This window comes from Streptomyces sp. NPDC088554 (assembly GCF_044752945.1).
In the GTDB taxonomy this organism is placed as follows: Bacteria; Actinomycetota; Actinomycetes; order Streptomycetales; family Streptomycetaceae; genus Streptomyces.
In genome coordinates this window covers 160,164-184,374 of sequence record NZ_JBIVMF010000014.1, presented here as the reverse complement: position 1 = coordinate 184,374, position 24,211 = coordinate 160,164, and the positions used below count along the sequence as shown (strand labels likewise).

At 70.0% G+C, this 24,211-nt stretch carries 24 protein-coding genes and 1 pseudogene; 20 read left to right on the top strand and 5 right to left on the bottom strand.

Translation table 11 applies throughout. The annotated features are described in order from the left end of the window. Positions 1-149: 149 nt before the first annotated feature. The 5 genes from clpB to ACIP8W_RS18570 all read left to right on the top strand — a co-directional run bounded on the left by clpB (position 150) and on the right by ACIP8W_RS18570 (position 5,916). Positions 150-2,780 (top strand): ATP-dependent chaperone ClpB, encoded by a 2,631-nt coding sequence (gene clpB / locus ACIP8W_RS18590; protein ID WP_402203698.1) that lies wholly within the window; start codon positions 150-152, stop codon positions 2,778-2,780. A gap of 530 nt (positions 2,781-3,310) precedes the next feature. Next, positions 3,311-3,766, top strand: a complete 456-nt coding sequence (locus tag ACIP8W_RS18585; RefSeq protein ID WP_401956296.1) for a PPOX class F420-dependent oxidoreductase — start codon at positions 3,311-3,313, stop codon at positions 3,764-3,766. Positions 3,767-3,835: 69 nt separating this feature from the next. Further along, the gene (locus ACIP8W_RS18580; protein WP_401956295.1) at positions 3,836-4,294 is read left to right on the top strand and encodes a hypothetical protein; all 459 of its coding nucleotides are present in this window, start codon (positions 3,836-3,838) and stop codon (positions 4,292-4,294) included. Positions 4,295-4,495: 201 nt separating this feature from the next. Then, positions 4,496-5,059, top strand: coding sequence for a hypothetical protein (locus ACIP8W_RS18575; protein WP_401956294.1), 564 nt, complete (start codon positions 4,496-4,498; stop codon positions 5,057-5,059). Positions 5,060-5,388: 329 nt separating this feature from the next. Then, entirely contained in the window at positions 5,389-5,916 is a 528-nt protein-coding gene (locus tag ACIP8W_RS18570; RefSeq protein WP_401956293.1) for a YbjN domain-containing protein, read from the top strand. A gap of 210 nt (positions 5,917-6,126) precedes the next feature. On the opposite strand, the gene ACIP8W_RS18565 is transcribed toward ACIP8W_RS18570, so the two are convergent. Genes ACIP8W_RS18565 through ACIP8W_RS18555 form a run of 3 tightly spaced genes read right to left on the bottom strand, consistent with a single transcriptional unit; the run spans position 6,127 to position 7,381 of the window. Then, on the bottom strand, positions 6,127-6,333 hold the full coding sequence (locus tag ACIP8W_RS18565) for a DUF397 domain-containing protein (RefSeq protein ID WP_401956292.1): 207 nt from the start codon (positions 6,331-6,333) through the stop codon (positions 6,127-6,129). A gap of 11 nt (positions 6,334-6,344) precedes the next feature. Next, positions 6,345-6,551 (bottom strand): DUF397 domain-containing protein, encoded by a 207-nt coding sequence (locus ACIP8W_RS18560; protein ID WP_401956291.1) that lies wholly within the window; start codon positions 6,549-6,551, stop codon positions 6,345-6,347. Further along, positions 6,548-7,381, bottom strand: a complete 834-nt coding sequence (locus tag ACIP8W_RS18555) for a helix-turn-helix domain-containing protein (protein ID WP_401956290.1) — start codon at positions 7,379-7,381, stop codon at positions 6,548-6,550. Before ACIP8W_RS18555 ends, ACIP8W_RS18560 begins: the two co-directional genes overlap by 4 nt. A gap of 354 nt (positions 7,382-7,735) precedes the next feature. Here ACIP8W_RS18555 and ACIP8W_RS18550 point away from each other — a divergent pair, with 354 nt between their 5' ends. Further along, entirely contained in the window at positions 7,736-8,020 is a 285-nt protein-coding gene (locus tag ACIP8W_RS18550) for a hypothetical protein (RefSeq protein ID WP_401956289.1), read from the top strand. 671 nt (positions 8,021-8,691) lie between these two features. Here the strand turns inward: ACIP8W_RS18550 and tpx are convergent. Beyond that, positions 8,692-9,198, bottom strand: coding sequence for a thiol peroxidase (tpx, locus tag ACIP8W_RS18545; RefSeq protein WP_402149369.1), 507 nt, complete (start codon positions 9,196-9,198; stop codon positions 8,692-8,694). Between the two features lie 97 nt (positions 9,199-9,295). Between tpx and ACIP8W_RS18540 the strand changes: the two genes are divergently transcribed. The 10 genes and pseudogenes from ACIP8W_RS18540 (at position 9,296) to ACIP8W_RS18495 (ending at position 18,026) form a co-directional block, all read left to right on the top strand. Next, complete coding sequence (locus tag ACIP8W_RS18540; protein WP_402203694.1) at positions 9,296-9,502, top strand: hypothetical protein; 207 nt, start codon at positions 9,296-9,298, stop codon at positions 9,500-9,502. Positions 9,503-9,636: 134 nt separating this feature from the next. Further along, positions 9,637-10,142 (top strand): annotated as a pseudogene (locus ACIP8W_RS18535) (NUDIX domain-containing protein); the annotation flags it as partial. A 185-nt stretch (positions 10,143-10,327) separates the two neighbouring features. After that, positions 10,328-11,749, top strand: coding sequence for an MFS transporter (locus tag ACIP8W_RS18530; RefSeq protein ID WP_401956287.1), 1,422 nt, complete (start codon positions 10,328-10,330; stop codon positions 11,747-11,749). Positions 11,750-11,767: 18 nt separating this feature from the next. Beyond that, positions 11,768-12,439 (top strand): response regulator transcription factor, encoded by a 672-nt coding sequence (locus ACIP8W_RS18525; RefSeq protein WP_401956321.1) that lies wholly within the window; start codon positions 11,768-11,770, stop codon positions 12,437-12,439. Between the two features lie 31 nt (positions 12,440-12,470). Continuing rightward, the gene (locus ACIP8W_RS18520; protein ID WP_402203691.1) at positions 12,471-13,919 is read left to right on the top strand and encodes an ATP-binding protein; all 1,449 of its coding nucleotides are present in this window, start codon (positions 12,471-12,473) and stop codon (positions 13,917-13,919) included. Continuing rightward, entirely contained in the window at positions 13,916-14,977 is a 1,062-nt protein-coding gene (locus tag ACIP8W_RS18515; RefSeq protein WP_402203689.1) for a TAXI family TRAP transporter solute-binding subunit, read from the top strand. Before ACIP8W_RS18520 ends, ACIP8W_RS18515 begins: the two co-directional genes overlap by 4 nt. Before the next feature lie 207 nt (positions 14,978-15,184). Beyond that, entirely contained in the window at positions 15,185-15,433 is a 249-nt protein-coding gene (locus ACIP8W_RS18510) for a hypothetical protein (RefSeq protein WP_401956284.1), read from the top strand. A 252-nt stretch (positions 15,434-15,685) separates the two neighbouring features. After that, positions 15,686-15,979, top strand: coding sequence for a hypothetical protein (locus ACIP8W_RS18505; RefSeq protein WP_402148798.1), 294 nt, complete (start codon positions 15,686-15,688; stop codon positions 15,977-15,979). A gap of 44 nt (positions 15,980-16,023) precedes the next feature. Then, positions 16,024-16,488 carry a PH domain-containing protein gene (locus ACIP8W_RS18500; RefSeq protein WP_402203725.1) on the top strand — a complete coding sequence of 155 codons (465 nt, stop codon included), beginning with the start codon at positions 16,024-16,026 and terminating at the stop codon, positions 16,486-16,488. A 35-nt stretch (positions 16,489-16,523) separates the two neighbouring features. Next, positions 16,524-18,026 carry a PH domain-containing protein gene (locus ACIP8W_RS18495; protein WP_402203687.1) on the top strand — a complete coding sequence of 501 codons (1,503 nt, stop codon included), beginning with the start codon at positions 16,524-16,526 and terminating at the stop codon, positions 18,024-18,026. 83 nt (positions 18,027-18,109) lie between these two features. Here the strand turns inward: ACIP8W_RS18495 and ACIP8W_RS18490 are convergent, their stop codons facing one another. Beyond that, positions 18,110-19,261: a pyridoxal phosphate-dependent aminotransferase gene (locus ACIP8W_RS18490; protein ID WP_401956282.1), complete on the bottom strand. Its 1,152-nt coding sequence runs from the start codon at positions 19,259-19,261 to the stop codon at positions 18,110-18,112. A gap of 903 nt (positions 19,262-20,164) precedes the next feature. Here ACIP8W_RS18490 and ACIP8W_RS18485 point away from each other — a divergent pair. From ACIP8W_RS18485 to ACIP8W_RS18470, 4 genes are all read left to right on the top strand, one after another. Further along, positions 20,165-20,761, top strand: a complete 597-nt coding sequence (locus ACIP8W_RS18485; RefSeq protein WP_402148792.1) for a DUF2617 family protein — start codon at positions 20,165-20,167, stop codon at positions 20,759-20,761. A 54-nt stretch (positions 20,762-20,815) separates the two neighbouring features. Continuing rightward, positions 20,816-22,471: a polyamine aminopropyltransferase gene (locus ACIP8W_RS18480; RefSeq protein ID WP_401956280.1), complete on the top strand. Its 1,656-nt coding sequence runs from the start codon at positions 20,816-20,818 to the stop codon at positions 22,469-22,471. A 105-nt stretch (positions 22,472-22,576) separates the two neighbouring features. Then, the gene (locus ACIP8W_RS18475; RefSeq protein WP_401956279.1) at positions 22,577-23,341 is read left to right on the top strand and encodes an SRPBCC domain-containing protein; all 765 of its coding nucleotides are present in this window, start codon (positions 22,577-22,579) and stop codon (positions 23,339-23,341) included. Positions 23,342-23,350: 9 nt separating this feature from the next. After that, positions 23,351-24,142 carry an aldose 1-epimerase gene (locus ACIP8W_RS18470; protein WP_401956278.1) on the top strand — a complete coding sequence of 264 codons (792 nt, stop codon included), beginning with the start codon at positions 23,351-23,353 and terminating at the stop codon, positions 24,140-24,142. The last annotated feature ends 69 nt before the right edge of the window (positions 24,143-24,211 follow it).

Genomic DNA, 24,211 nt, shown 5'->3' with positions numbered 1-24,211 from the left:
GGGGTTGAGTGGAATAGACTCAACTTTGCGCATGCTGTTCTGGTCAGATCTGAGTGCCACGCGTGCGCCGGGACGTACGTACGGACGAGGGTTGTCGCGCGGGTCGCGAACGAGTCGCGGGGCCGCGCGCGAGTGAGGAGAGGGCGCACGTGGACGCCGAGCTGACGAACAAGAGCCGGGACGCGATCAACGCGGCCACCAGCCGCGCCGTGGCGGCCGGGCATCCGGATCTGACCCCCGCGCATCTGCTGCTGGCGCTGCTGGCGGGCGAGGACAACGAGAACGTGACCGACCTGCTGGCCGCCGTCGGCACCGATCAGGCGGCGGTACGGTCCGAGGTGGAGCGGCTGCTCGCCGCCGAGCCCAGCGTCACCGGATCCACCGTCGCGCCCCCGCAGCCCGACCGCGAGATGCTCGCCGTCATCGGCGAGGCGGCGCGGCAGGCGAAGGAGCTGGGGGACGACTACCTCTCGACCGAGCACCTGCTCGTCGGGACCGCCGCGAAGGGCGGCCGGACGGGTGAGGTGCTGGTACGGCTCGGGGCCGGCCCGGACAAGCTGCTGGACGCGTTCGAGAAGGCAAGGGGGGGACGCCGGGTGACCACGCCCGATCCGGAGGGTCAGTACAAGGCCCTGGAGAAGTTCGGCACCGATTTCACGGCCGCCGCCCGCGAGGGCAAGCTTGACCCGGTCATCGGCCGGGACCAGGAGATCCGGCGCGTGGTGCAGGTGCTGTCGCGCCGTACCAAGAACAATCCGGTGCTGATCGGTGAGCCGGGTGTCGGCAAGACCGCCGTGGTCGAGGGGCTCGCGCAGCGGATTGTCAAGGGCGACGTGCCGGAATCACTCAAGAACAAGCGGCTGGTTTCGCTGGACCTTGGGGCGATGGTCGCGGGCGCGAAGTACCGGGGCGAGTTCGAGGAGCGCCTCAAGACCGTCCTCTCCGAGATCAAGGGCAGTGACGGTCAGATCATCACTTTCATCGACGAACTGCACACCGTCGTCGGCGCGGGCGCGGGCGGCGACTCCGCCATGGACGCGGGCAACATGCTCAAGCCGATGCTGGCCCGCGGCGAGCTGCGCATGGTCGGCGCGACCACCCTGGACGAGTACCGCGAGCGCATCGAGAAGGACGCCGCCCTGGAACGCCGCTTCCAGCAGGTGCTGGTCGCGGAGCCGAGCGTCGAGGACACCATCGCCATCCTGCGCGGCCTGAAGGGCCGTTACGAGGCCCACCACAAGGTGCAGATCGCGGACGCAGCCCTGGTCGCCGCCGCCACCCTCTCCGACCGCTACATCACCTCGCGCTTCCTCCCCGACAAGGCCATCGACCTCGTCGACGAGGCGGCCTCCCGCCTCCGTATGGAGATCGACTCCTCGCCCGTCGCGATCGACGAACTCCAGCGCTCCGTCGACCGCCTCCGGATGGAGGAGCTGGCGCTCAAGAACGAATCCGACCCCGCCTCCAAGCAGCGTCTGGAGAAGCTCCGCCGCGACCTCGCCGACCGCGACGAGGAGCTGCGCGGCCTCAACGCCCGCTGGGAGAAGGAGAAGCAGGGGCTGAACAGGGTCGGTGAGCTGAAGGAGCGCATCGACGACCTGCGCGGCCAGGCCGAACGCGCGCAGCGCGACGGCGACTTCGACACCGCCTCCAAGCTGCTGTACGGCGAGATCCCCGGCCTGGAGCGCGAGTTGGCGGAGGCCGCCGAGGCCGAGCGGGAGGCCGCCAAGGACACGATGGTCAAGGAGGAGGTCGGCCCGGACGACATCGCGGACGTCGTCGGCTCCTGGACCGGTATCCCGGCAGGCCGGCTGCTGGAGGGCGAGACGCAGAAGCTGCTGCGCATGGAACAGGAGCTGGGCAAGCGGCTGATCGGCCAGACCGAGGCCGTCAAGGCCGTCTCCGACGCCGTACGGCGCACCCGCGCGGGCATCGCCGACCCCGACCGCCCCACCGGCTCCTTCCTCTTCCTCGGCCCGACCGGCGTCGGCAAGACCGAACTGGCCAAGGCCCTCGCGGACTTCCTCTTCGACGACGAGCGCGCCATGGTCCGCATCGACATGAGCGAGTACGGCGAGAAGCACTCCGTGGCCCGGCTGGTCGGCGCGCCCCCCGGCTATGTGGGGTACGAGGAGGGCGGCCAGCTCACGGAGGCGGTGCGCAGGCGCCCGTACAGCGTGATCCTGCTGGACGAGGTCGAGAAGGCCCACCCCGAGGTCTTCGACGTGCTGCTCCAGGTCCTGGACGACGGCAGGCTCACCGACGGCCAGGGCCGGACGGTGGACTTCCGCAACACCATCCTCGTGTTGACGTCCAACCTCGGTAGTCAGTACCTGGTCGACCCGCTGTCAACTCCGGAGCGCAAGAAGGAGCAGGTGCTCCAGGCCGTACGGGCCAACTTCAAGCCGGAGTTCCTCAACCGCCTCGACGATCTGGTCGTCTTCTCCGCCCTCTCACGCGACGAACTCGCCCATATCGCGGGCCTCCAGATCGCCCGCCTCGCCAAGCGCCTCGCCGAGCGCCGGCTCACCCTGGAGGTCACGCCGGACGCCCTGGAGTGGCTCGCGGACGAGGGCAACGACCCCGCGTACGGCGCCCGTCCGCTGCGCCGGCTGGTGCAGACGGCGATCGGCGACCAGCTCGCCAGGGAGATCCTGGCGGGTGAGATCACGGACGGCGACACGGTACGGGTGGACCGAGCCGGGGCCGGGACGGAGGGCGGGGGCGGGGGCGGGCTGATCGTGGGGCCGGTGACCTCGCTGGACAAGAAGACGCCTTAAGGACACGCGTTCCGGGGGTACGGGGGTGCGGGGCGCTCTCCCGTACCCCCGCCGGTCCGTGCCCGGCGGCGAGCTCTCCGAACGGCCGCCGGGCGCGCTGCCCCCGGGTGCTCGTCGTATGCCGGGACGGGCAGCAGGTGGTCCTGGACCGGCTCCTGGTCTGCTGCTGTCAACGCTGTGGGAGTGGTTCACCCGTCCGGAGGCAGGCCCGCCGGGGGAGTACCGCGCGCTCGGCGACCCCGTCGCGGGCCGGGCGCCGCGGCAGATCCACGACCGGTCGGCGCTTCAGCGCCCTGGGCGACCGGCCGACCAGGGCGTACCCGACCGGCTGGCGCCTCGCGCTCGCGGCTGATCTGCTGGCTGGTACGTACCGACGCGACGGTCGAGTCGATCGCCCGCCAGGCCGGCTACCGCGGCGCCTTCGGGCTCGGCGTCGCTTTCCACCGGGTGTACGGGATCCGGCCGGGCCGGCACCGCGCGGGCGCCGCTCACTCGGAATAGACGCGATCCGGCGAGGAGTTGGGGCCGACATGACAGACGCATCAGCGACCACGGCGGACACGCCCCCCTCCGACCCGTACACACTGCTCGCGGAGAGCCGGCTCGGCGTACTCGCGACGATCAAGTCGGACGGCCGCCCCCAGCTCTCGCCGGTCATGCCGTCGTACGACCGGGCCGCCGGTGTCATCCGGGTGTCGACGACCGCCGGGACGGCCAAGATCGCCAACCTGCGCCGGGACGCGCGGGCCACACTGGAGGTCACCAGCGCGGACGGCTGGACCTGGGCGGCGGTCGAGGGCACGGTCACGCTCACCGGCCCCGGAACGGACCCGGACGGTCCCGAGGTCCAGGCGCTGGTGGACTACTACCGCGACGTGGCGGGCGAGCACCCGGACTGGGACGAGTACCGGTCGACCATGGTGTCTGACCGGCGGGTGCTGCTGACGATGACGGTGGACAAGGTGTACGGCTCCAGGGCCCGCTGACGGACGGTCACCCAGCGTATTGTCCCAGCTCACGGCCGATTGTCAGTGGCGGGTGGCAGGGTGTCCGTCATGACACCGTGGTCACTCACCGTTATCGAACAGGCTCTGCGCGCGTCCTGGGCCGCCGACACCTGCTCCCCCGACGACACAGCCCGCGCCCCGTGGACCCCGGACAACCCGGCCCGGGGCCAGTGCGACATCACGGCCCTGGTGGTCCACGACGTCTTCGGCGGCGACCTCGTCGTCGCCGAGGTCCACCTGGGCAAGGAACAGCACGGCTACCACTGGTGGAACCGGCTGGCGAGCGGCGTCGAGACAGACCTCACCCGTGACCAGTTCCGCGCGGGCCAGACCCTCACCGAGGGCCGTACGGTCCGGCGTCCCCCGGGCCGTTTGCCGCACCGCTGGGAGGAGTACGAGCTGCTGCGCGGGCGGGTGGAGGAGCGGTTGGGCGCGGTGCCGGCGCCGGGATCCGTGCCCGCTCCGGCCGAGCCGGTGCGGGGGGCCTCGGGTTCGCCGCCGTGGTGAGGGGGTTTCTCGACGGGGTGTGAGCCCACGGGTGGAGGGCCGGGTGGGTCCGTGGGGGGAGATTCGGGGTGGGCGTGGCGTACCGGAAGACCCACCCGTGCGCCGATCCGCTCGTGGGCGTACGGGCGGATCGTGGTCGGTGGGGGAAACCCCGAGACCCGGGACTCCGAGACCGGGACTTTGAGATCCAGGGAGCGCGTCATGTTGTCCGAGCTGACCCAAGCGATGATCGTGAACGGAGCGGTGCTGGTCGCGGTGCTCGTCACCGACCTCGGCCGGGCCCGCAGAATCGGGCCCATGCGGTTGCTGCGGCCCCTGGTCGTGGCGGGCGCGATCGTTCCGCTCTTCGTCGACCGGCCGGTCACCCGGGGCACGGGGCTCGTGCTGGAGCTGGCGGGTGTGCTCGCGGGCGTGCTCTGCGGGCTGGCCGCCCTCGCCCTGATGCGTGTCCACCGCGATCCCGGCACGGGCAGTCCGACCAGCAGCGCCGGGGCGCCGTACGCGGCGCTGTGGGTGGCGGTCGTCGGAGCCAGGGCGGCGTTCTCGTACGGCGCGTACCACTGGTTCCCGACGCAGCTGGTCGACTGGTGCGTGACCCACCAGGTCCCCGGCGAGGCCATCACCGACGGGCTGATCTTCATGGCCGTCGCGATGCTCCTGACCCGCACGACAGGGCTCGGTATACGCGCCCGCCGACTGCCCCCGCCCACCGCCGGTCCTGGCACGTCACCCGCTCGGGCGGCGAGCCTGTTCGGGGCCCGGTAGATGCCCCGAGGCGCCTGTGGACGTCCGAAGGGGCCCCGTATTCGCCTTCGTACGGGGCCCCTTCGGACGTGCGAGCGGGTTCGGACGTCCGCCGCTGTCTTCCGGCCCGCACGGGTACGGGTGCCGCTGGTGGTGGTACGGGCCGCGGTGGCCGGTCCCGGCGAGCGGTCCCGGTGGGGTGGCGTCGCTCCGGTGACCGGTGGACCGGTATGGGCAATTTTATGGGAAATGGGCGAATTGCTGTGATCGCCTAATGATCAAGGAGACGGTTGCCATGTCCCGCCCGGGATGGGAGAGGATGGCGGGAACCGTACGAAGGGAAATACACGGTGAGCATCGATCCGTCCTCGATTCCGAATTTCGGGGGACAGCCCCAACCGCAGGGTGCAGGACCGGCGGGCCCCGTCGTCCCTGACCAGGATCTGGTCAAGCAGCTCCTCGAACAGATGGAGCTCAAGTTCGTCGTTGACGACGAGGGTGACCTCGCGGCGCCCTGGGAGGAGTTCCGGACGTACTTCATGTTCCGGGGCGAGGACGACCAGCAGGTCTTTTCCGTGCGGACGTTCTACGACCGCCCGCACCCCGTCACGGACAAGTCCAAGATCCTGGACGCCATCGACGACTGGAACCGCCGCACGCTGTGGCCCAAGGTCTACACGCACGTCCACGAGGAGGGCGACGGCCCGCCCACCGTCCGCCTCATCGGTGAGGCCCAGATGCTGATCGGCATGGGCGTCAATCTGGAGCACTTCGTGTCGTCCACGGTCAGCTGGGTGCGCGCGTCGATCGAGTTCGACAAGTGGCTCCTGGAGCAGTTCGGCCTGGAGCCCGGGGACGAGAAGCCCGAGGACGCCTGAGCCGGCGCACCCGCCCTCGGCGTGCCCGCCACGCCCCAACGCCCGGCCGGGTGACGCGTGTTCACTGATCGCGTCCCCCGACCGGGCGTTTCCGCGCGCCCACGCGTTCCCTTGCGGGCGGCGTTACTCTGGGGCGCCGTCCCTCCGGGCAGGCCGGTCCGGGCGCCGTCCCTCCGGGCCGTGCGCACCTGACGGCCGGTCCGGAAGCGGTTACGGCCGTACGTCGGCGTGCTTGGCCAGCGCGACGAAGGCCGCCCATGCGCCGGGGGCGAGCCTGAGGGTGGGCCCGTGGGGACGCTTGGAGTCGCGCACGGGGACGGTGCCGTGGGTGGTTGCGTGGGTGGGGGCCCACTCGACGCAGTTGCCGCCGTCCAGGTTGCTGTAGCTCGACTTGACCCATGCGGTGGTGGTGTTCATGGTCTCTCCGATCACGCGCTGTTGAGTGCGAGTGCCACCAGGCCGGTCCAGGCGGTGGGGGTGAGCATGAGGGTGGGGCCGTTGGGGCGTTTGGAGTCGCGTACGGGGACGGTGCCGTGGGCGGTGGCGTACGTCGGCGACCACTCGACGCAATTGCCACCCTCACCGCTGGTGTAGCTCGACTTGACCCATGCGGTGATGGTTGGGTTCGGGTTCACAGGGTCTCCATCTGCTTTTTGATGAAGGCGGCGCTTCCTCGGGCCGAAAGTGCCTCGCTCATCAGATCATCGTAGGCCTGCACGGCTGTCCGAACATGCTCCGGATCCTCATTGATGCTTGCCGTGCGGAACGACTCGGTGCAGAGCACCGACGCGTGTTTTGGCGTTGTGAGGAGCGTGACCGGCCCGTCTGCGAGAAGGTGCGGGTCTGCGTCGAGGGGCAGTACTTGGATGCGGGTGGTCGGCTCCTCACCGTGTCTGAGCAGTGAGGCCAGTTGTACGCGCATCATGTCGGGGCTGCCGATGCGACGTTGGATCGCGGACGCGCACAACACCAGGCGGATGTTGGGTGGAGCGTCCATTCGGAGATATTCCTGACGGGCGAGCCGGGCCCGGACGAGACCGGCGATTTCTTCATCGGTCGCTCGTGGATTGCTGGCCCTCAACAGAGTGCGAGCGTACTCGGGCGTCTGGAAGAGGCCCGGGATGAGCGTGGGCGACCACTCCCAGATCGCCGTGGCCTGTCGTTCCAGCGCCATACGGCGCCGGAAGAGGGACGGGAACGACTTGTCCAGCACTTCTTCGTACAGGCGCTTGAAGCGGCCGTCCGTTTCAAAGATCTGGTCGAACAACGCGGGCAAGTTGCCCGCGATCGGCGGCACTCCTCGCTCGATACGGCTGATGGTCGACTTCGAAGTCCGCGCCAGCTTCGCCAGCCCCGTCTGCGACAGCCTCCCCGCTCGGCGCAACTCGCGTGCATCGCGTAGGGCTTCACCGAAAACTTCGCTCGGATTGCTCGCGTCACCGTAAACATCGGTCCGCTCTGTCATTCGTAACCCCTTTGACCAAAAGGATGGGAAGGGCGTTCTCCGCCGCAAAGGCGCTGGTCAGGGGCGCGCAAATATGCCCAGTCGACCAATGCCGAGGTTGGTGCGCTGACACCTTCCCAATGTAGCGCCCGCCGTTGCACTCTGAACACCCCCGCTCACAATCCGTAGTAAGGGTGCGCGCATTGGTGAATCGCAACGTGGATGAAACAGCTATTCGAGAACTCCGGGACCTGGTCGAGAACGGCGGCTTCTGGCGGCTGACGCCCTCCTGGATGCCGCGTGAATTCGCCCTGCCGACACCTGAGTTGACCAAGCGGGTCGAGCAGGGACTCAAGGAAATGAAGGAGTTGACCGATGGCAAGCAGCGAAGCCCGGTGGGTACTGGGGCGGTTGACCGAGGCGTTTGGTGTGAACGGAGTGCTGATGGCGCGCAAGGAGCCCGGATCGAATGGGCCGGAGGGGCAGTCGAAGGAGCCCGAGGTGCCGCAGTGGGCCGAGGGCGGGGACCTGCCGGGGGCGGCTCTGCGGTGGCCGCCGTGCGAGTGCGGTGGGCCGAAGTGCCCGGACTCCGCGCCCGAGGAGCCGCTCAACCAGCGTCTCGCCGAGCGGAATCGGCGGAGCAGCCGGGGCGGGGTCTGACCGCCCGGCGGGGCACGGGGCAGGGGGCTCGGGTGCGCGTTCGGTGGATCGTACGGCTGCGGAGTTCTGCGCGATGGGACCTGTATGGACGGATCGCGGCTCCAGTAAGGTGCTTTCGCCGTCGTTGGCGGCACGCTTTCGGTCACGCCCGTACGGCTTCGCGGTGGGTGTTGTTCGGGTCGCGCGTTTATGCGCGCCTTGTGCGCAAGGATTTTCGGTTCTGCTCCGCAGGGGAAAGAGCGGTAGGGACGGTAAAGGTGACAAGAACAACCACGGTGACCGGAACGAGTGTTCTGCTGTCGGCCACGGATTGCCGTTACTGCGAGGCATGCTGGGTGCATCCCGTCGAAGCGGTGCGCAGAACGGCCGGAGGCGCGCGGGATCTGTTGTGCCTCGCCTGCGCCCGGGGGAATTTCGCGCGGCGGGTGGATCTCTTTCCGCCGCTCGGGATCTACGGGCTCCCCGGACGTCTCGTACCGATGAGCGACGACGGTGGCCGTCACGGTAGGCCCGGCCTGCCGAAGACGCCGCCCGACCAGGGGTCGCCGCTGCCGTCCGGGCCGAGGCGGCAGAGCCCGCCGGGGACGCCGCCGGTGTGAGGGGGCCGGCACCGAGGGGCCCCGGTGGCTCCGTACCCCTGTGGACCAGCGGGTACGGAGCCGGGGCGCGGGTTACTTGCCGAGGGCCGCGAGGGCGCCGTCGTAGTCGGGCTCCTCGGTGATCTCCTCGACGAGCTGCGTGTAGACGACCTTGTTGTCCTCGTCGAGGACGATCACGGCGCGGGCCGCGAGGCCGGCGAGCGGGCCCTCGACCACGGCGACGCCGTAGTTCTCCAGGAACTCGGGGGTGCGGAAGGTGGAGAGGGTCGCGACGTTCTCCAGGCCCTCCGTGCCGCAGAACCGGCCCTGCGCGAACGGCAGGTCCGCCGAGACGCACAGCACGGCGACGTTCTCCAGGTCGCTCGCCAGCTCGTTGAACTTGCGTACGGACGCGGCGCAGGTGCCGGTGTCGACGCTCGGGAAGATGTTGAGGACCTTCTTGCGGCCGGCGAAGGAGTCCAGCGACGCGGTCGACAGATCCTTGGCCACCAGCTCGAAGGCCGGGGCCTTCTCGCCGGTCTGGGGGAAGGCGCCGTTGACGGCGATCGGGGAACCCTTGAAGGTGACGGTGCTCGACATGGGAAGAACCTCCGGAGAGTGAAAGCGGAAACGGGTCGTACGCAAACACCCCGACGCTATCGCCTTCCGGCCCGGATCCGGAGGGAACCCATCACTCTTGAGGGGCCCCCTTGGAGCCCCGGGGCACCCGGCCGGGACCCTGCTCATCCCGGCCGAGCGCGCCGACCGTGCGAGCAAGGCCCTCGCATCGCTGAGGACGCTGAGGACGCTGAGGACATGGAACAGCTACGCGCCGAGCACGTCCGAGCAGCGCGATCCGGACAGCGAGCCGGACCGGCGCCCGGCCCGGGTGAAGCACCGGTGAACGACGCCTCTCGGCGTGCCGACATCATTGGGGTTTCCGCTCGTGGGGGAGTACCTGGTGAGATTCGATGATGCGCGGAGGGCCAGAATGTCACTGCTGGCCGACATCATCGCCCCCAGGGGAGGAACCCCTACATGAGGCCCACACCCGCCGACCCGGACGCGTGGCACGCCTACCTCGCCGAAGGCAACGCCACCCAGGCCCGAAAGCGCGTCGCGGCGGATGTGCTGTTGCGCGACGCGGGCGGGCGCGTGCTGGTGGTGAACCCGACGTACCAGCCGGGCTGGGATCTGCCGGGTGGAATGGCCGAAGCGAACGAACCGCCGGAGAGGGCGGTGGTCCGTGAGCTGAGCGAGGAGTTGGGGCTGAATATCGCCCCGCGCGGTCTGTTGGTGGTCGACCGGGTTCCCCCGCGCGGGCCGTGGGACGACCAGATCGCGTTCATCTTGGACGGTGGCACGCTCGACGCGGATCAGACGCGGACGCTGTGTCCCCGGGACGGAGAACTGGCAGAGGCGGCCTTTGTCCCCTGGAGGAGGCGTGGGAGCTGCTGAGGCAACGGCTCCGGAAGCGGCTTGCTGCCGCTGTTCGGGCGCTGGGCGAAGGCCGGCCGGTGTATCTGAATGACGGCCGTCCCGTCTGGTGGAGCGCGCCTGAGTCAGTGTCCTGCGCCCGCGTCTCGACCTGGTGGTCCCTGTCGGCCCCAGGGATCGCCCTAAGGGACTGTTAGGACTTCGGCCGCGATCTTGTTCCCGGTCTCCCCGTCCCCGACCGTGGGCCGTCCAGGGACAAAGAGGTTCCTGGGGGGATTCGTAAGGAGATCGCATGACCACTGAGGCGAAGCAAGCCCTTCCGGAGCCACCACCCGAGCAGCGCAGGCGCGAGCGGCGGGTCATCAGCAACATCATCCGGGGGTCGGCCGGGAATCTGATCGAGTGGTACGACTGGTACGCGTACACCGCCTTCACCGTCTACTTCGCGCACGCGTTCTTCCCCAGTGGTGACCAGACCGCCCAACTCCTCAACACCGCGGCCGTCTTCGCCGTCGGCTTCCTGATGCGGCCCATCGGCGGCTGGCTGATCGGGCGGTATGCCGATCGGCACGGGCGGCGGGCCGCGCTCACGTTGTCGGTGAGTCTGATGGCGGGTGGCTCCCTGGTCATCGCCATCACCCCGTCGTACGGGACGATCGGCGTCGCCGCACCCCTCCTGCTGATCGCCGCGCGGCTGCTCCAGGGGCTGTCCGTGGGCGGGGAGTACTCGACCTCGGCGACCTATATGTCCGAAGTCGCGGCGCCGGGCAGGCGCGGCTTCTACTCCAGCTTCCAGTACGTGACGCTGATCGCCGGACAGCTCTCCGCGCTGGCTCTCCAGATCGTGCTCCAGAACGTGCTCTCCGAGAACCAGATGAACTCGTGGGGCTGGCGCATCGCCTTCGTCGTCGGCGCGCTCGGCGCGGTCGTGGTGCTGTGGCTGCGGCGGGGCATGGACGAGTCGGAGAGTTTCGTACGGGTACGGGAAGCCGCCGAGGAAGCAGCCAGGGACAGCGCCAGGGCCGGCGCCAGGGACAGCGCCAGGGACGGTGCCAAGGACGGCGGACGCGGGTCCGCCCAGGAGCGTGGCAGCCTGCGCATGCTGCTGAGCTACCCCAAGGAGTGCCTGACGGTGGTCGGGCTGACCATGGGCGGCACGCTGTTCTTCTACACGTACACGACGTACCTCCAGAAGTTCATGATCAACACCAGCGGCATCGACAAGCCCACCGCCGCGTGGATCAACTTCGCCGCGCTGTCGGTGTTCATCCTGCTCCAGCCGCTCGCGGGCGCGCTCTCCGACCGGGTGGGGCGGCGGCCGATGCTGATCGCGTTCGGGGTGCTGGGCGCGGCGGTCGTCGTACCGTCGCTGACACTGCTCTCGCGCACCAGCAACCCGCTGTACGCGTTCGCGCTGATGACGCTGCCCCTCGCGATCAGCTCGCTGTACACCTCCATCAGCGCCGTGGTGAAGGCCGAACTGTTCCCGACCGCCATCCGGGCGCTGGGGGTGGGGCTGCCGTACGCGCTGACCGTGGCGGTCTTCGGCGGGACGGCCGAGTACGTGGCGCTGTGGTTCAAGGACGCGGGCCACGAGTCCTGGTACTTCTGGTACGTCACCGGCTGCGTCCTGATCTCTCTGTGCGTCTACGTCCGGATGCGGGAGACTTCGGACAACTCTCCGCTGGAGGAGAGCAGGCAGAGCGCGGATTGAGGGAGGGTGACGGTGGCCATGCGTGTGCTCATCGCCGAGGACGACGACGGGGTCGCGGAAGCGCTCGTCGACGTGCTCGGGGCACACGGCCACCACCCCGTACGGGTCAGGTTCGGCCGGGAGGTGCTCAACCGGCACCGCGCGGCCGATCTCGTCCTGCTCGACCTCGGGCTGCCCGACACGGACGGGCTGGAAGTGCTGCGCAAGCTGCGCGCGGTGAGCGGTGTGCCGGTCGTGGTGCTCACCGCCCGTGGCGACGAACGGTCGGTCGTACGGGGGCTGCGGCTCGGCGCCGACGACTACCTCGTCAAGCCGGTACGCCTCGCCGAGCTGCTCGCCCGGATCGACGTCGTCACCCGGCGCGCAGCCGCCCACGCCCCCACCGAGGCCCCGGCCGCTCCCCGTACCGTCGTCGTCGGCGATGTGGAGATCGACCTCGACGCCCGCCGGGTGCGGGTGGGCGGCGCCGAAATCCGGCTCACCACCAAGGAGTTCGCCGTACTGGCGGCGTTGGGCAGCCGCGCGGGGACCGCTGTCAGCCGGCAGCAGCTGATGGACGAGGTGTGGGGGGACGCGTATCTCGCCGTGTCACGCTCCCTGGACGTCCATCTCACCCAGTTGCGCGCCAAGTTGGACCGGCCCGAGCTGCTGACCACCATCCGGGGCTTCGGATACCGGCTGGGTGTGTGAGGGTCGGGGCCATGCGCAGGGGGGAGACGGAATGCGTCAGCGGATGCTGGTCGTCCTCATGGTCTTCGTGACCCTCGCGGTCGCCTCCTTCGCCGTACCCCTGCTGGCCTCCACCGCCGGTGAACGTACGCAGGAACTCACCCATGCCCGGGGCGCCGACCTCGACCGCTTCGCCACCCTGGCCGACCGCGCCACCGTCACCGGCGACACCTCCACCGTGATCTCCGAGGTCTCGCGCTACACCGAGCTGTACGGCGAGGCGCTGGTGATCGTCGACGCGCGACGCGACCCGGTCGTCCAGACCGGCGGGCTGCGCGCGGGCGATCCGGCCGTCGCACGGCTCCTCGACAACGCGCTGCGCAACCAGGCCGCCCCACCGATACCGGCGCTGCGCCCCTGGTCACAGGGGTACGTGATGATGGCGCGCCCCATCGGCACGGGCATCCAGGTGACGGGCGCCGTCGTCCTGCGGGTGTCGGTACGGGCCGCAGCCGCCGATGTCGCCAGGAGCTGGGCGATCGGGCTGGCCGGGACGGCGCTGATCGCGCTGGCGTGCGTACTCCTCGCGTACGCGACCGCCCGGTGGGTGGTGCGCCCGCTGCACCGGCTCGACCGCGCGGTGGGGCTGCTGGCGGCGGGACGGTCGGCCGCGCCGTTCCCCGCCCCCATCGGAGGGCCGCCCGAACTGCGGGAACTGGCACAGGGGTTCGACCGGATGTCCCGCTCCGTCCTGGCCGCGCTCGAACAGCAGCGCAGACTCGTGGCCGACACCTCGCACCAACTGCGCAACCCCATGGCCGCGTTGCGGCTGCGGATCGACTCACTGGAACCCCGGCTGCCCGCCTCCGCCGGGCGGACGTACGCCGGGATCGCCACCGAACTGGAGCGGATGGAGGCCATCCTCGACGGACTGCTGACCCTGGCCGGGGCCGAGCACCGGGCGGGGGAGGCGGCGGCGCTGATCCGGCCGGATGCCGCCGTCTCCTGCGACGCCGTTGAACTCCTCTCCGGACAGGCGCAGTTCTGGGACCCGGTCGCCCGCCACCACGGGGTCCGGCTCGTCGCGGCGGCCACCGGACCGCCCGCACCCGTCGCCTGCGCGCCCGGCGAACTCGCCCAGATCCTCGACGTATTGCTGGACAACGCGATCAAGTACGGCGGCGAGGGGGCCACGGTACGGCTCGACTGCCGCGCCGAGGGACCCTGGGTCGCGATCGGGGTACGGGACGACGGGCCCGGTCTCGACGGCGATCAACTCGCCCTGGCCATCGGCCGGTTCTGGCGCGCCGGACACCACCAGCGGCTACCGGGCAGCGGCCTCGGGCTGCCGATCGCCGCCCAGCTGGCCACCGGCCGGGGCGGCCATCTGGAGCTGACCCGGGCGCAACCGCGCGGGCTGCGCGCCGAGGTCGTACTGCCGCGGGCGCCGGACGGTCCGGACCGTCCGGACCGTCCGGACGGTCCGGGCGAGCCGCTGTGAGCGGCACCGGAGGTACGGGCAGAGGTACGGGCACCGGTACCGGTACCGGCAGCGGTACGGGGCCGGCGCGGCGCCGGGTGCTGCGTACCGCCGGGGGTGTCGTCCTCGGCGGTACGCTCGACGCCCTGGTCGCCGCCGACAGCGCGCGGCCGGAGTCCGGACTCGGCGGGCGGCTGCGGATCGCGGCGGGCGAACCCGCCGGGCTGTACTACGAGTTCGGGCAGTTGCTGGCCACGCAACTGAGGGCCGTATCGCCCCGGCTGGAGTGCCGGACACTGGCCACCGAGGCCAGCGTCGCCAATCTGCGCCTGGTCCACCACGGGAGTGCCGAGGTCGCCATCACCCTCGCCGACACCGCCTGGGCCGCCCTCACCGGAGCCGCGCCCTTCGGCCGCCCGCTGCCGCTGCGCGCGCTCGGCCGGGTGTACGAGAACTACATCCAGCTCGTCGTACGGGCCGACTCGCCCGTCCGTACCCTGGCCGGGCTCGCCGGACACACCCTCTCCCTCGGCGCCCCCGGTTCCGGGGCCGCCGTCACGGGCGGGCGGCTGCTGCGCGCGGCGGGACTGACCCCGGGCGCCGGTATCCGGGTCCGGCACCTGAGCATGAGTGACGCGCAACGGGCGCTGGTCGCCGGGACGATCGACGCGATGCTCGTCGCGGGCGGGGTGCCGCTGACCATCCTCGCGCGGCTCGACGCGGGCTTCGGGATCCGGCTGCTGCCGCTGGGCTCCTTCCTGCCCGCGCTGCGCTCGCCCGCGCCGCGTCGGCCCGCCCCGAACGCCGCCGTGTACCACCGGGTCACCGTCCCCCACGGCACCTACCGCGCCGTCGACGCCGTCTCCACCATCGGGGTGCCCAACCTGCTGATGTGCCGGCCGGACCTCCCCGACGCGGTGGCCGCCGGGATCGTACGGGTGCTGGTGGGACGGGCGGGACGGCTGGTGCCCGCGCAGGCCGCGGGCGCCCAGTTCCTCGACATCCGCAGCCTGATCGACACCGCGGGAACCCCGCTGCATCGGGGCGCGGCGGCGGCCTACCGCGAGCTGCATGGCTAGCGGTCAGTGCTGTCGTCGGACGACACCTCGCGGCGCCTGAAGTCGGCGATGCAGGACCGGGCGCAGGAGGGCAAGCCGCAGGGTGGCGCCCGGCGGTTCTGGTACGCGTCGGGCGGAAATACCCACGGCCACACCTGACCGAATCATAATATGATTACTGGGGATCGTGGCTGTAGCGGGCCCTGATAATCGAACGGGGGGATATATGTGAACGTGCTCATGCTGTATATCTTTGTGGTCGCCGCCTCGGTCGGCAGCATTACAGAAACCGCGAAGAAACTTGGGCATGGCGGGTTCACCGTGTTGTGCCATATTCGAGAGGTGGAGAATACCTGTCGGTTGGAGCCTTTCAAGCGAGAGGTGCGAGGGTTCCGTCTCGTCAGTGCAGGACGGAAGGCGCTCGAAATCTCGAAAAAGTTGCTGCGGATGACCGCCGAGATCAAGTCTTGCCGTTGAAGAACCCTCAAAAGATGACCAAACGGCGGCCGCATGATGCGAATGTTAATGGCGGCTCGCCAAAGAGAATTCGTCAATTTAACTGACAATTTTACGGCCAGGCGGTAATGGGGAATGTTGAGTTATTGGGGCACCCTTGACGGCCTTCATTCAGCAACGGAGAGCCACAGTCAACTCGATGGCTGTGACTCTCCGTTGGCCAGTCGAACGGTTGCATGCCGTCGCCCAATCAAGCTCGAACGGAGGCTTTTGGTGTTCCAAAATACTGCCCTTCTCGCGGTGGCCGCGGCGGCGGTCCTGGCGGTGCTGGGCTTACACCTGATCATGGCACGTAGAGGCCCGGTCTGGCTGGGCGCCGTGGTGCCCTGCCTGTGGACCGTTGTCGTCGTGGTGCTGATCATGCAGGGTCGGCTTGATCAGGGCCGGCCCTACCTGGTGTCGGCGGCGGCCCTGGTGTTGTTGCTCTGGATGTGGGCAGGTGCACGACAGGCCAGAAGGAAGGCCGAGGCAGGCAGGTCCCCGGGCTCGACGTGTCGGACGTCATGAGCCCTCGGACGCCGGCTGAGCCTGAGGAGAGCGCCTTGGCTGCCGTGGGACCGTATGCCGCTGCGCGGCAACTGGACAGGCGGTCTGTGCTCTTCTGGCAGGTGGAAAACGTGGTCGGCATCGTTATGGTGATCGTCCTCACCGCCGTCCTGTCCCAGTTTTCACTGCTTCCACCAGAGTCGCGCAGATGGATCTACTTCCTGGCGGCGGCAGCTCTGGCATTCGCGTTGTTCGATGCCTTCGTATTGATTCCGCTCCGTTACAGATACTTCCGGTACACGCTGACAGTGGATTGCTTCATCGTCGAGCGGGGCCGCCTGTGGAAGCGACGCCAGGTATATCCGCTGTCTCGCATCCTGTACTGCGAGACTCGCCAAGGTCCAATTCTGCGATGGTTCAATCTGTTCACCGTCAGGACGGCAACAATCGTCGAGTCAAGGTCGATCGGGCCGTTGTCGCAGGCCGAGGCCAATCGGTTCGAGCAGTTCATCCGCGAGCACTCCCCATGACAGGGATACTCCAAAAGGGCCGCAACAGTCCGGCCATGTTCGCGATCCGCGCGGCCGAGCACGCGGCGACGATCGCCCCCACCGCCATCGCGTGGTTGTCGATCCGGGCCAGGTGGCCGGTCTTGTTCGGAATCCCGGTGGATGCGGTCTTCGGGCTGGTAGGCGGCATCATCGTGATCGGTCTGGCAGTGGACTGGTGGACAACCAGGTTCTCTGTGGATAGCGGCGGGATCAGCTACGACAGGGGATTCTTGGTGCGGCGTTCCACCTCGCTCGGCTGGTCGGAAGTGGTCTCCGTCCAAGTCTCCCGATCGGCGGTGGCGCGGCTTCTGGGCTGTTCGCGAGTATTGATCGGCATCGGCACGGAGTCGAAGGCCAACTTGACGATCGAGGCGGTTCCGCAGGCCGCCGCTGCCGAGATCGAGGGCTACTTCGAAGCCGGCCGGGTTCGTCCATCCCGCGACATGCCGGTACCCGGTACTCATAGTCGTGTGGTCGACCCGGTTGCCGAGGACCGGAGCGGATCCGCGGAGGCCGAGTGTGAATCAGTCCTGGAGTGTCGGATCGGGTCCCGCACGACGGACTCGGGCGACCTGATCTATCGGATCCGCATACGCGACTATCTCCTGATCTCGGTTACCTACGGGCAGTTCGTGCTGCTGTTTCCCTTCCTGATCGAGCTCTACGAGAACGCCGCCGCACTCTTGCGGCTTTCCCCGGCCTTTCCGGCCATCCCGGATATATCGGGGCCGTTGTGGGTGCTGGTGGTGGCCGCCTTGGCCGTATTCGGTTCGGTGGCGATGGCATTCGGGATGCTCGTCGCCTGGCTGCGTTATCGGTCGTTCGAAGTCCGGATCAGGGCAGGGGCGTTCGTCATGTCCGGCGGCCTCATCTCCGCGGAGTCGCGGCAGATACCCAGATCTCAGGTCGGCGGGGTCAAAATCCAGCGGAATCCTCTGATGCGTGTCACCGGGTACGCGCGGCTGGCCTTCGTGTCCCGGCAGTCCGGTGAAAGGATCGGCGCGAACATCGTCTTCCCGGCGGTGCGCCTCGAACGCGTGCGAGATAGCATCCGGAGCCACTTTCCGGCGTATGCCGCTGCGGCGGATCGGTCCCCCAAGGTGAGCCGCCCCCTCCAATGGGGCCTGATCGGGGTGGCTGCGGTAACGCTCGCCATGACCTCGCGGGCAGCGGACGGCATGTCCCCGGTCAGGGCGGTCGCCCTGATGGCTGCCGTGGCGATCATGCTGCTGGCCGCGAGCAACTACTGCTGGGCAACGGCGGCGCTCGACCCGGAGAATGCCGTGATCCACTTTCGCCGCGGTTTCCTCTGGGTCACCCACTATGTCGTTCCGTGGGACTCGGTGTATTTCGCTGGTTCCTACCAGCTACCCGTGGCCGGCCGACTGTCGGTCGGGGCGGTGTGCCTGGGGGTGTACGACTCGCGAGCTGTCCGACTGTGGGTGCCGGTAAGCAGGCCGGTCCTGATCAACCAGTTCATCGAAGCGACGACGAGCGGGCGGATCGACCGTCCCTGACCCGGTGGGCCGACGGAGCTCTGTCGCTCTCCGCTCTCTGGAGCCTGAGCCGGCCCCGGTCGGTCGCCCGGCCGGGCCGGGGCTCATTTCCGCAGATCGGACAGCCTTCTGATGGCTTCTTCCACCACATCGATCCGCTTGCAGAACGCGAACCGTACGAACGGCGCGCCCTCCTCCTGGTGGTCGTAGAACACCGCGTTCGGTACGGCGACCACCCCGCACCGCTCCGGCAGCGCGCGGCAGAACGCGTAGCCGTCGTGTTCGCCCAGCGGGCGGATGTCGGTCGTCACGAAGTACGTCCCGGCCGGGCGGTAGACCTCGAATCCGGCCTCGGCGAGCCCGTCCGAGAGCAGGTCGCGCTTGGCGCGCAGACCGGCGCGCAGGGTGTCGAAGTAGGCGTCGGGGAGGCGCAGGGCCTCGGCGATGGCGTACTGGAACGGTCCCGAGGCGACGTACGTCAGGAACTGCTTCGCCGAGCGCACGGCCGTCACCAGCGCGGGGGTACCCGTGACCCAGCCGACCTTCCAGCCGGTGAACGAGAAGGTCTTGCCCGCCGAGCCGATCGTCAGCGTGCGCTCGCGCATGCCGGGGAAGGCGGCGATCGGGAGGTGCTCGCCCTCGAAGACCAGGTGCTCGTACACCTCGTCGCTGACGACCAGCAGATCGCGCTCGACGGCGAGTTCCGCGATGGCGGCGAGTTCGGCGCGGGTGAGGACCGTACCGGTGGGGTTGTGGGGGGTGTTGAGGAGGATGAGGCGCGTGCGATCGGTGACGGCGTCCCGCAGCTCGTCCAGGTCCAGGTGGTACCGCCCGTCGTCGGGGCGGAGGGTGACCGGGACGCGGGTGCCGCCCGCCATGCCGACGCAGGCGGCGTACGAGTCGTAGTACGGCTCCAGCGCGATCACCTCGTCACCGGGCCCGACCAGGGCGAGCAGCGCGGCGGCGATGGCCTCGGTGGCGCCCGCGGTGACGAGGACCTCCGTATCGGGGTCGTACGCCAGTCCGTACCACCGCAGTTGGTGATCGGCGACGGCGGAGCGCAGCTCGGGGACGCCGGAGCCCGGCGGGTACTGGTTCCCGCGGCCGTCGCGCAGTGCCCGTACCGCGGCCTCCCTGATGGCCTCGGGCCCGTCGGTGTCGGGAAAACCCTGGCCGAGGTTGATCGCGCCGGTCCGCAGGGCGAGTGCCGACATCTCCGTGAAGATGGTGGTGCCGCCGAGCCATTCTTTGGTCATGACGGCCATCCTGTGCCCAACCTCTGGAGTTGCTCAAGTCGGCTTTGGGCCGGGGGCGCCGGGGGGACAACCGCTTCACGTACGAGGATCCGATACGGGGGATCCAGTGGGGACGGTGAGGGCGATGCTGGGTATGGGGATAGTGATCGTGCTGATCGCGATCGTTTTTGTCGGGGTTCTCGCGAGTGTCGGCGGCCGGGACCGGGGGAAGCGGCCGCTGCCGGGGAAGAAGCACCGCTCCGGCGACTCCGGGAGTGGCCGGAGCTGGTGGTCCGGTGACTGCGGAGGTTCCTCCTGCGGCGGTGGCGGGGGCCACTCGTCGTGCGGAGGCGGCGGGGGAGGCTGTGGCGGTGGAGGCAGCTGACACGGGGCAGTTGGTCCATCGGCTGGTCCATCGGCTGGTCCATCGGCCTATGGCCACGGCACAGTGAGGATGCCCGGCGGGAACGCATTCCCGCCGGGCATATCCATACCGGGGGCGGGAGTTGGGGGCGGCGCGACCGTTTCTGTGAACAATTGAACCGGTGGGCCCCCCAGGGAATGGAAACCCCGTCAAGTTGGGTAAAAACACTGCGAGCGTCACGTACTTCGTGATTCCCTCGCTGTTGAGAGCTTCCAGCCCTCGGACCCCCTATGAGATCTCATAGGGCACCGAGCAGGCGACCTCCCCCCACAAGACCGCCCGGCACATGGGGGGTGGGAGAAGGAGCGGGGCTGGGTGCGTGCGGCTGCAAGGCGGAGGACTGAGGCATGGCGGAGCCATGGTGATCGACGACAACGCCGCAGACGTGCGTGACCGGCCCCGCGCCGCCGCCCCCCATGTGCCAGGCGGTCCAAGTTCCCTTGCTCATCGTCCGGGACGTCACCCGGTCCACCCGTCAAGCGTGTCTGCGGAGCCGACCCATGCTCACCACCCTCAATACCGCCTACACCGACACCCGCGCCGCCGATCTGGCCTGGGCGCTCGACCGCGAACCGGTCCCCGCCTTGGCCGTCCTCGACCTCGACCTCGCCGATACCGGGCTTCAGCTGCGGCTGCTCGGCGCCTCCCACCAGGTGATTCTGGAGAGCGAGCGGGGCACCTGCTCCGAGACGGTCGCCTGTATTCCCGGCAGCAGTACACCGCTTCCGCTCGGCGTCTCCAAGCGGCTCGGGGAATGGGAGTACGAATTCGCCGCGCGCGTCGAGACGCTTTCGCGCAGCTCGTTCGCCGGGCGCGCACAGGAATTGCTCGCACTGGTGGCCGATCATCCGAATGGATTAGCGGGTACGTTTCCCGGCGCGCCGAATGCGTTCACCGCGATGCTGGCGCAGTGCGACGGGGGCCAGGTGCGGTGGCGCACCTGGCACGCGTATCCACAGGAGGGCCGGCTCGTCGTGACGCGGACGCGGGTCGGGGTCCGGATGCCGACCGGGGCGTCCGGGGCCGGGGTGTACGGGGCGTCCGGGGCTGGAGTATCCGGGTCCGGGGTGGCCGCCGGTATGCCTGCTGGTGTGTAAGTGCACTCGTGTGGGTGACAAACCGCAATGTATTCGTGACGTAGCGTTACGAAGGTGATTGAGCAGTCCGTGTCTCCGCCGCAGCAGGGGCCGCCGCCCCGGGGCGGGACACGGCTGCCCGTCCGTGCGGATGCCGCGCGCTATCTGATCCTGGCCGTGGTCTTCGTCTGCGCCGCGTGCGGACTGGTGTACGAGCTGGAGCTGGTGGCGCTCGCCTCGTATCTGATCGGGGACTCCGTCACCCAGGCATCCATCGTGCTGTCGGTGATGGTCTTCGCGATGGGCGTCGGTTCGCTGCTCGCCAAGCGGCTGCGCTGCCGGGCGGCCTTCGGGTTCGGGCTGCTGGAGGCCGGGCTCGCGCTGCTCGGCGGCTGCTCGGCGCTCGTGCTGTACGCGGCCTTCGCGTGGATCGGTGAGGCGAGATACGCGCTGGTGGGGTTCTCGCTCGCCATCGGCATACTCATCGGCGCGGAGATCCCGCTGCTCATGGCGCTGATCCAGCGCTTCTCCCAGCAAGAGGCGGACAGGACCGTCGCGGATCTCTTCGCCGCCGACTATGTGGGCGCGCTCGTCGGCGGGCTCGCCTTCCCGTTCCTGCTGCTGCCCTCGCTCGGACAGCTCACCGGCACGCTGCTGACGGGCGCGGTCAACGCGGTGGCGGGGGGCACGCTGGTGCTGTCGCTCTTCCGGCGCGATCTGACGCGGCGGCTGCGGTGGGTGCTGGTGACGGTCAACATCCTGGTGCTGGCCGTCCTCGCCACCGCCGCCGTCATGGTCGGCGACTTCGAGCGGGCGGCGCGGCGCGCGGTGTACGGGGACGGGGTGCGGGTCGCCGTCCAGACGGAGGTGCAGGAGATCGTGGTGCGGGGCGGGCCGGGCCCGGGGGGCGGTGTCGGTGGCTCGGCGGAGCCGCTGGAGCTGTATCTGGACGGGCGGCTGCGGGTCAGCGGACGCGACGAGTTCCGCTACCACGAGGCGCTGGTCCACCCCGCGATGCGCGGGCCCCGCGCGCGCGTGCTGATCCTCGGCGGCGGGGACGGGCTGGCCGCGCGCGAGGTCCTGCGGTACGGGGACGTCCGCGCCGTCACGCTGGTCGATCTGGATCCGGAGGTCGTCGAGCTGGCCCGTACGGACCCGGCGCTGTCGGCGCTCAACGGGCATGTGTACGACGATCCTCGGCTGCGGGTGGTGACCTCGGACGCGTTCACCTTTCTGCGAGGTGAGCGGGGGGCGGATGGTGCCCCGGGGGCCTATGACGTGATCCTCTCGGATCTGCCCGATCCCGGGATCACCCCCAGCACCAAGCTCTACTCCGAGGAGTTCTACGGGCTGGCCGCGCGGATCCTCACCCCCGGCGGGCGGCTGGCCGTGCACGCGGGGTCGCCCACGGCCCAGCCGCGTACGTACTGGACGGTCGACGCGACGCTGCGCGCGGCCGGGTTCGGGACCCGCCCGTATCTCGCGGCCGGCCGCCCGTCCGGCTTCGCGGCGGGGCCCGACCGGACGAAGGACGGCAGCCCGGCCGCGCGGGACTGGGGCTTCATGCTGGCCAGGCCGGGCGGGCCACCCCGGCTGGCCCTGCCGACGGACGTGCCCGCCCTGCGCTCCCTGGCCACGGGGCCGCTGGAGGCGGGCGCTCGGGGGGCGGAGCTGACCCGGGTGCGGGGGCTGCCGGCTTCCACGCTGGTGCATCCTCGGTACGGGGAGTGAGGCGGGTGTGGGGCGTGAGTACGGCACCCTGCGGCGCGCTCCATCGGCGGGGCTGTCCGGGAAGACGTCCGCAACGTCCGCCGGACGGCGCTACGCTCGTTTTCCATGGAGCATGAGGTGTTCGTTCCGGTTTCGGCAGAGGCCCTCCGGCAGGCGTTGCGGGACCCCTCCCGGGTCGCCCGGTGTGTGCCCGGGTTCCAGCAGGACGCGGAGGAGTCGGCGGGGCCGCTCGCCGGACGGATGAAGGTCCGGATCGGCGGTCATACGATCACCTACCGCGGGGCGTTGACGGTCGTCGAGCGCGACGGCGTCTTCGAGGTGGCGGGCGAGGGCATGGAGGCCAGGGGTACGGGCTCCGCCAAGGTGACGCTCAGGATCCGGCTGACGGAGATGCCGGGCGGCGAGGGGACGGCGCTCTCCTTCTCCGGCGGGTCCGGCGCCGAGGGGCGGCTCGCGGAGCTTCCCCCGGAGGCGGCGACGGCGGCGGCGCACCGGCTGCTGGACCGTTTCGTCGCGCGGCTGTCCAGCGATCCGGCGCCGGAGGGGCCCGTGCGGCGGCCGCCGTCCGCGCCGACCGCGCCCCAGGGGCCGCCCGCGGAGAACCCGGTGCTCGACGGCGAGACGGTCTACAGCACGGGCGAGTTCCGGCTGTCCGAGGAGCCGCCCGCCGAGGCCGCGCATGCCCGGCGCACCATGATCGGGCGCAGTGCGGAGGAGGTCGACCACGCGCCGCCGCGTGGCCGGTACGCCCCGGTGCCCGCGCCGGACACGTCCGGTGGAGCCGCCACGCTCCGTTGGATCGCGCCCGCCGCCGCGCTCGCGCTGGCCTCCGCCGTGGTGGTCGGGCGGGTGCTGCGGCGCCGGAAGTAGTGTCGGTGTGTGAGTAGCGAAGAGAGCATCCAGCTGGCGGCGGGCGACGCCGAGTTGACCATTACCCCGGCGAACGGCTGCCGGATCAGCAGTCTGCGCATCGGCGGGACCGAACTGCTGCGGCAGGGGGAGCGGTACGGCTGCTTCCCGATGGTCCCGTGGTGCGGCAGGACCGCGCACGGGCGGTTCCTCAACGGCGGGGTGGTGCAGCAACTGCCGCTGAACTCCCCGCCCCACGCGATCCACGGCACCGGCCGCAACACGGCCTGGCGCACCGCGCGGGCGGGCAGGAGCGAGGCGGCGTTCACGTACGAGCTGGCCGAGCCATGGCCGTACAGCGGTCTGGTCACCCAGACGTTCGAGCTGACCGAGGACTCGCTGACGCTCGGGATGGGCGTGGAGACGTACGAGACGTCCTTCCCGGCGCAGGCGGGCTGGCACCCCTGGTTCCTGCGGAATCTGGGGGACCGGGATGTGACGGTCGATTTCGAGCCCGCCTGGCAGGAGGAGCGCGGCGCCGAGCATCTGCCGACCGGCCGCCGGATCCCCCCGCGCCCCGGGCCCTGGGACGACTGCTTCGGGATGCCGGACGGGGTGGATGTGACCCTCACCTGGCCGGGGCAGCTCGAAATGAAGGTCGCGAGCCGCGCCGAGTGGGTGGTGGTCTACGACGAGCAGGCCGAGGCGGTCTGTGTGGAACCGCAGTCGGGCCCGCCGAACGGGCTCAACTCCGCGCCCCGGCTGGTCACCCCGCTGGAACCGCTGGAGATCGGGACGACCTGGAGCTGGCGGCGGCTCTGAGCGGGCCGGTCGGGCGGTCCGGGCGGGTCCGGGCCGTCCGAGCCGCGAAGGGCGTCCGGGCAGGGCTTA

Bases quoted from the DNA above. Each gene is read 5' to 3' on its own strand.
- ACIP8W_RS18475 (WP_401956279.1), top strand. From the start codon at position 22,577: ATGGAGCATGAGGTGTTCGTTCCGGTTTCGGCAGAGGCCCTCCGGCAG.
- ACIP8W_RS18495 (WP_402203687.1), top strand. From the start codon at position 16,524: ATGTTCGCGATCCGCGCGGCCGAGCACGCGGCGACGATCGCCCCCACC.
- ACIP8W_RS18530 (WP_401956287.1), top strand. From the start codon at position 10,328: ATGACCACTGAGGCGAAGCAAGCCCTTCCGGAGCCACCACCCGAGCAG.
- ACIP8W_RS18490 (WP_401956282.1), bottom strand. From the start codon at position 19,261: ATGACCAAAGAATGGCTCGGCGGCACCACCATCTTCACGGAGATGTCG.
- ACIP8W_RS18520 (WP_402203691.1), top strand. From the start codon at position 12,471: ATGCGTCAGCGGATGCTGGTCGTCCTCATGGTCTTCGTGACCCTCGCG.
- ACIP8W_RS18485 (WP_402148792.1), top strand. From the start codon at position 20,165: ATGCTCACCACCCTCAATACCGCCTACACCGACACCCGCGCCGCCGAT.
- ACIP8W_RS18525 (WP_401956321.1), top strand. From the start codon at position 11,768: ATGCGTGTGCTCATCGCCGAGGACGACGACGGGGTCGCGGAAGCGCTC.
- tpx (WP_402149369.1), bottom strand. From the start codon at position 9,198: ATGTCGAGCACCGTCACCTTCAAGGGTTCCCCGATCGCCGTCAACGGC.
- ACIP8W_RS18565 (WP_401956292.1), bottom strand. From the start codon at position 6,333: ATGAACACCACCACCGCATGGGTCAAGTCGAGCTACAGCAACCTGGAC.
- ACIP8W_RS18580 (WP_401956295.1), top strand. From the start codon at position 3,836: ATGACACCGTGGTCACTCACCGTTATCGAACAGGCTCTGCGCGCGTCC.
- ACIP8W_RS18550 (WP_401956289.1), top strand. From the start codon at position 7,736: ATGGCAAGCAGCGAAGCCCGGTGGGTACTGGGGCGGTTGACCGAGGCG.
- ACIP8W_RS18555 (WP_401956290.1), bottom strand. From the start codon at position 7,381: ATGACAGAGCGGACCGATGTTTACGGTGACGCGAGCAATCCGAGCGAA.
- ACIP8W_RS18575 (WP_401956294.1), top strand. From the start codon at position 4,496: ATGTTGTCCGAGCTGACCCAAGCGATGATCGTGAACGGAGCGGTGCTG.
- ACIP8W_RS18585 (WP_401956296.1), top strand. From the start codon at position 3,311: ATGACAGACGCATCAGCGACCACGGCGGACACGCCCCCCTCCGACCCG.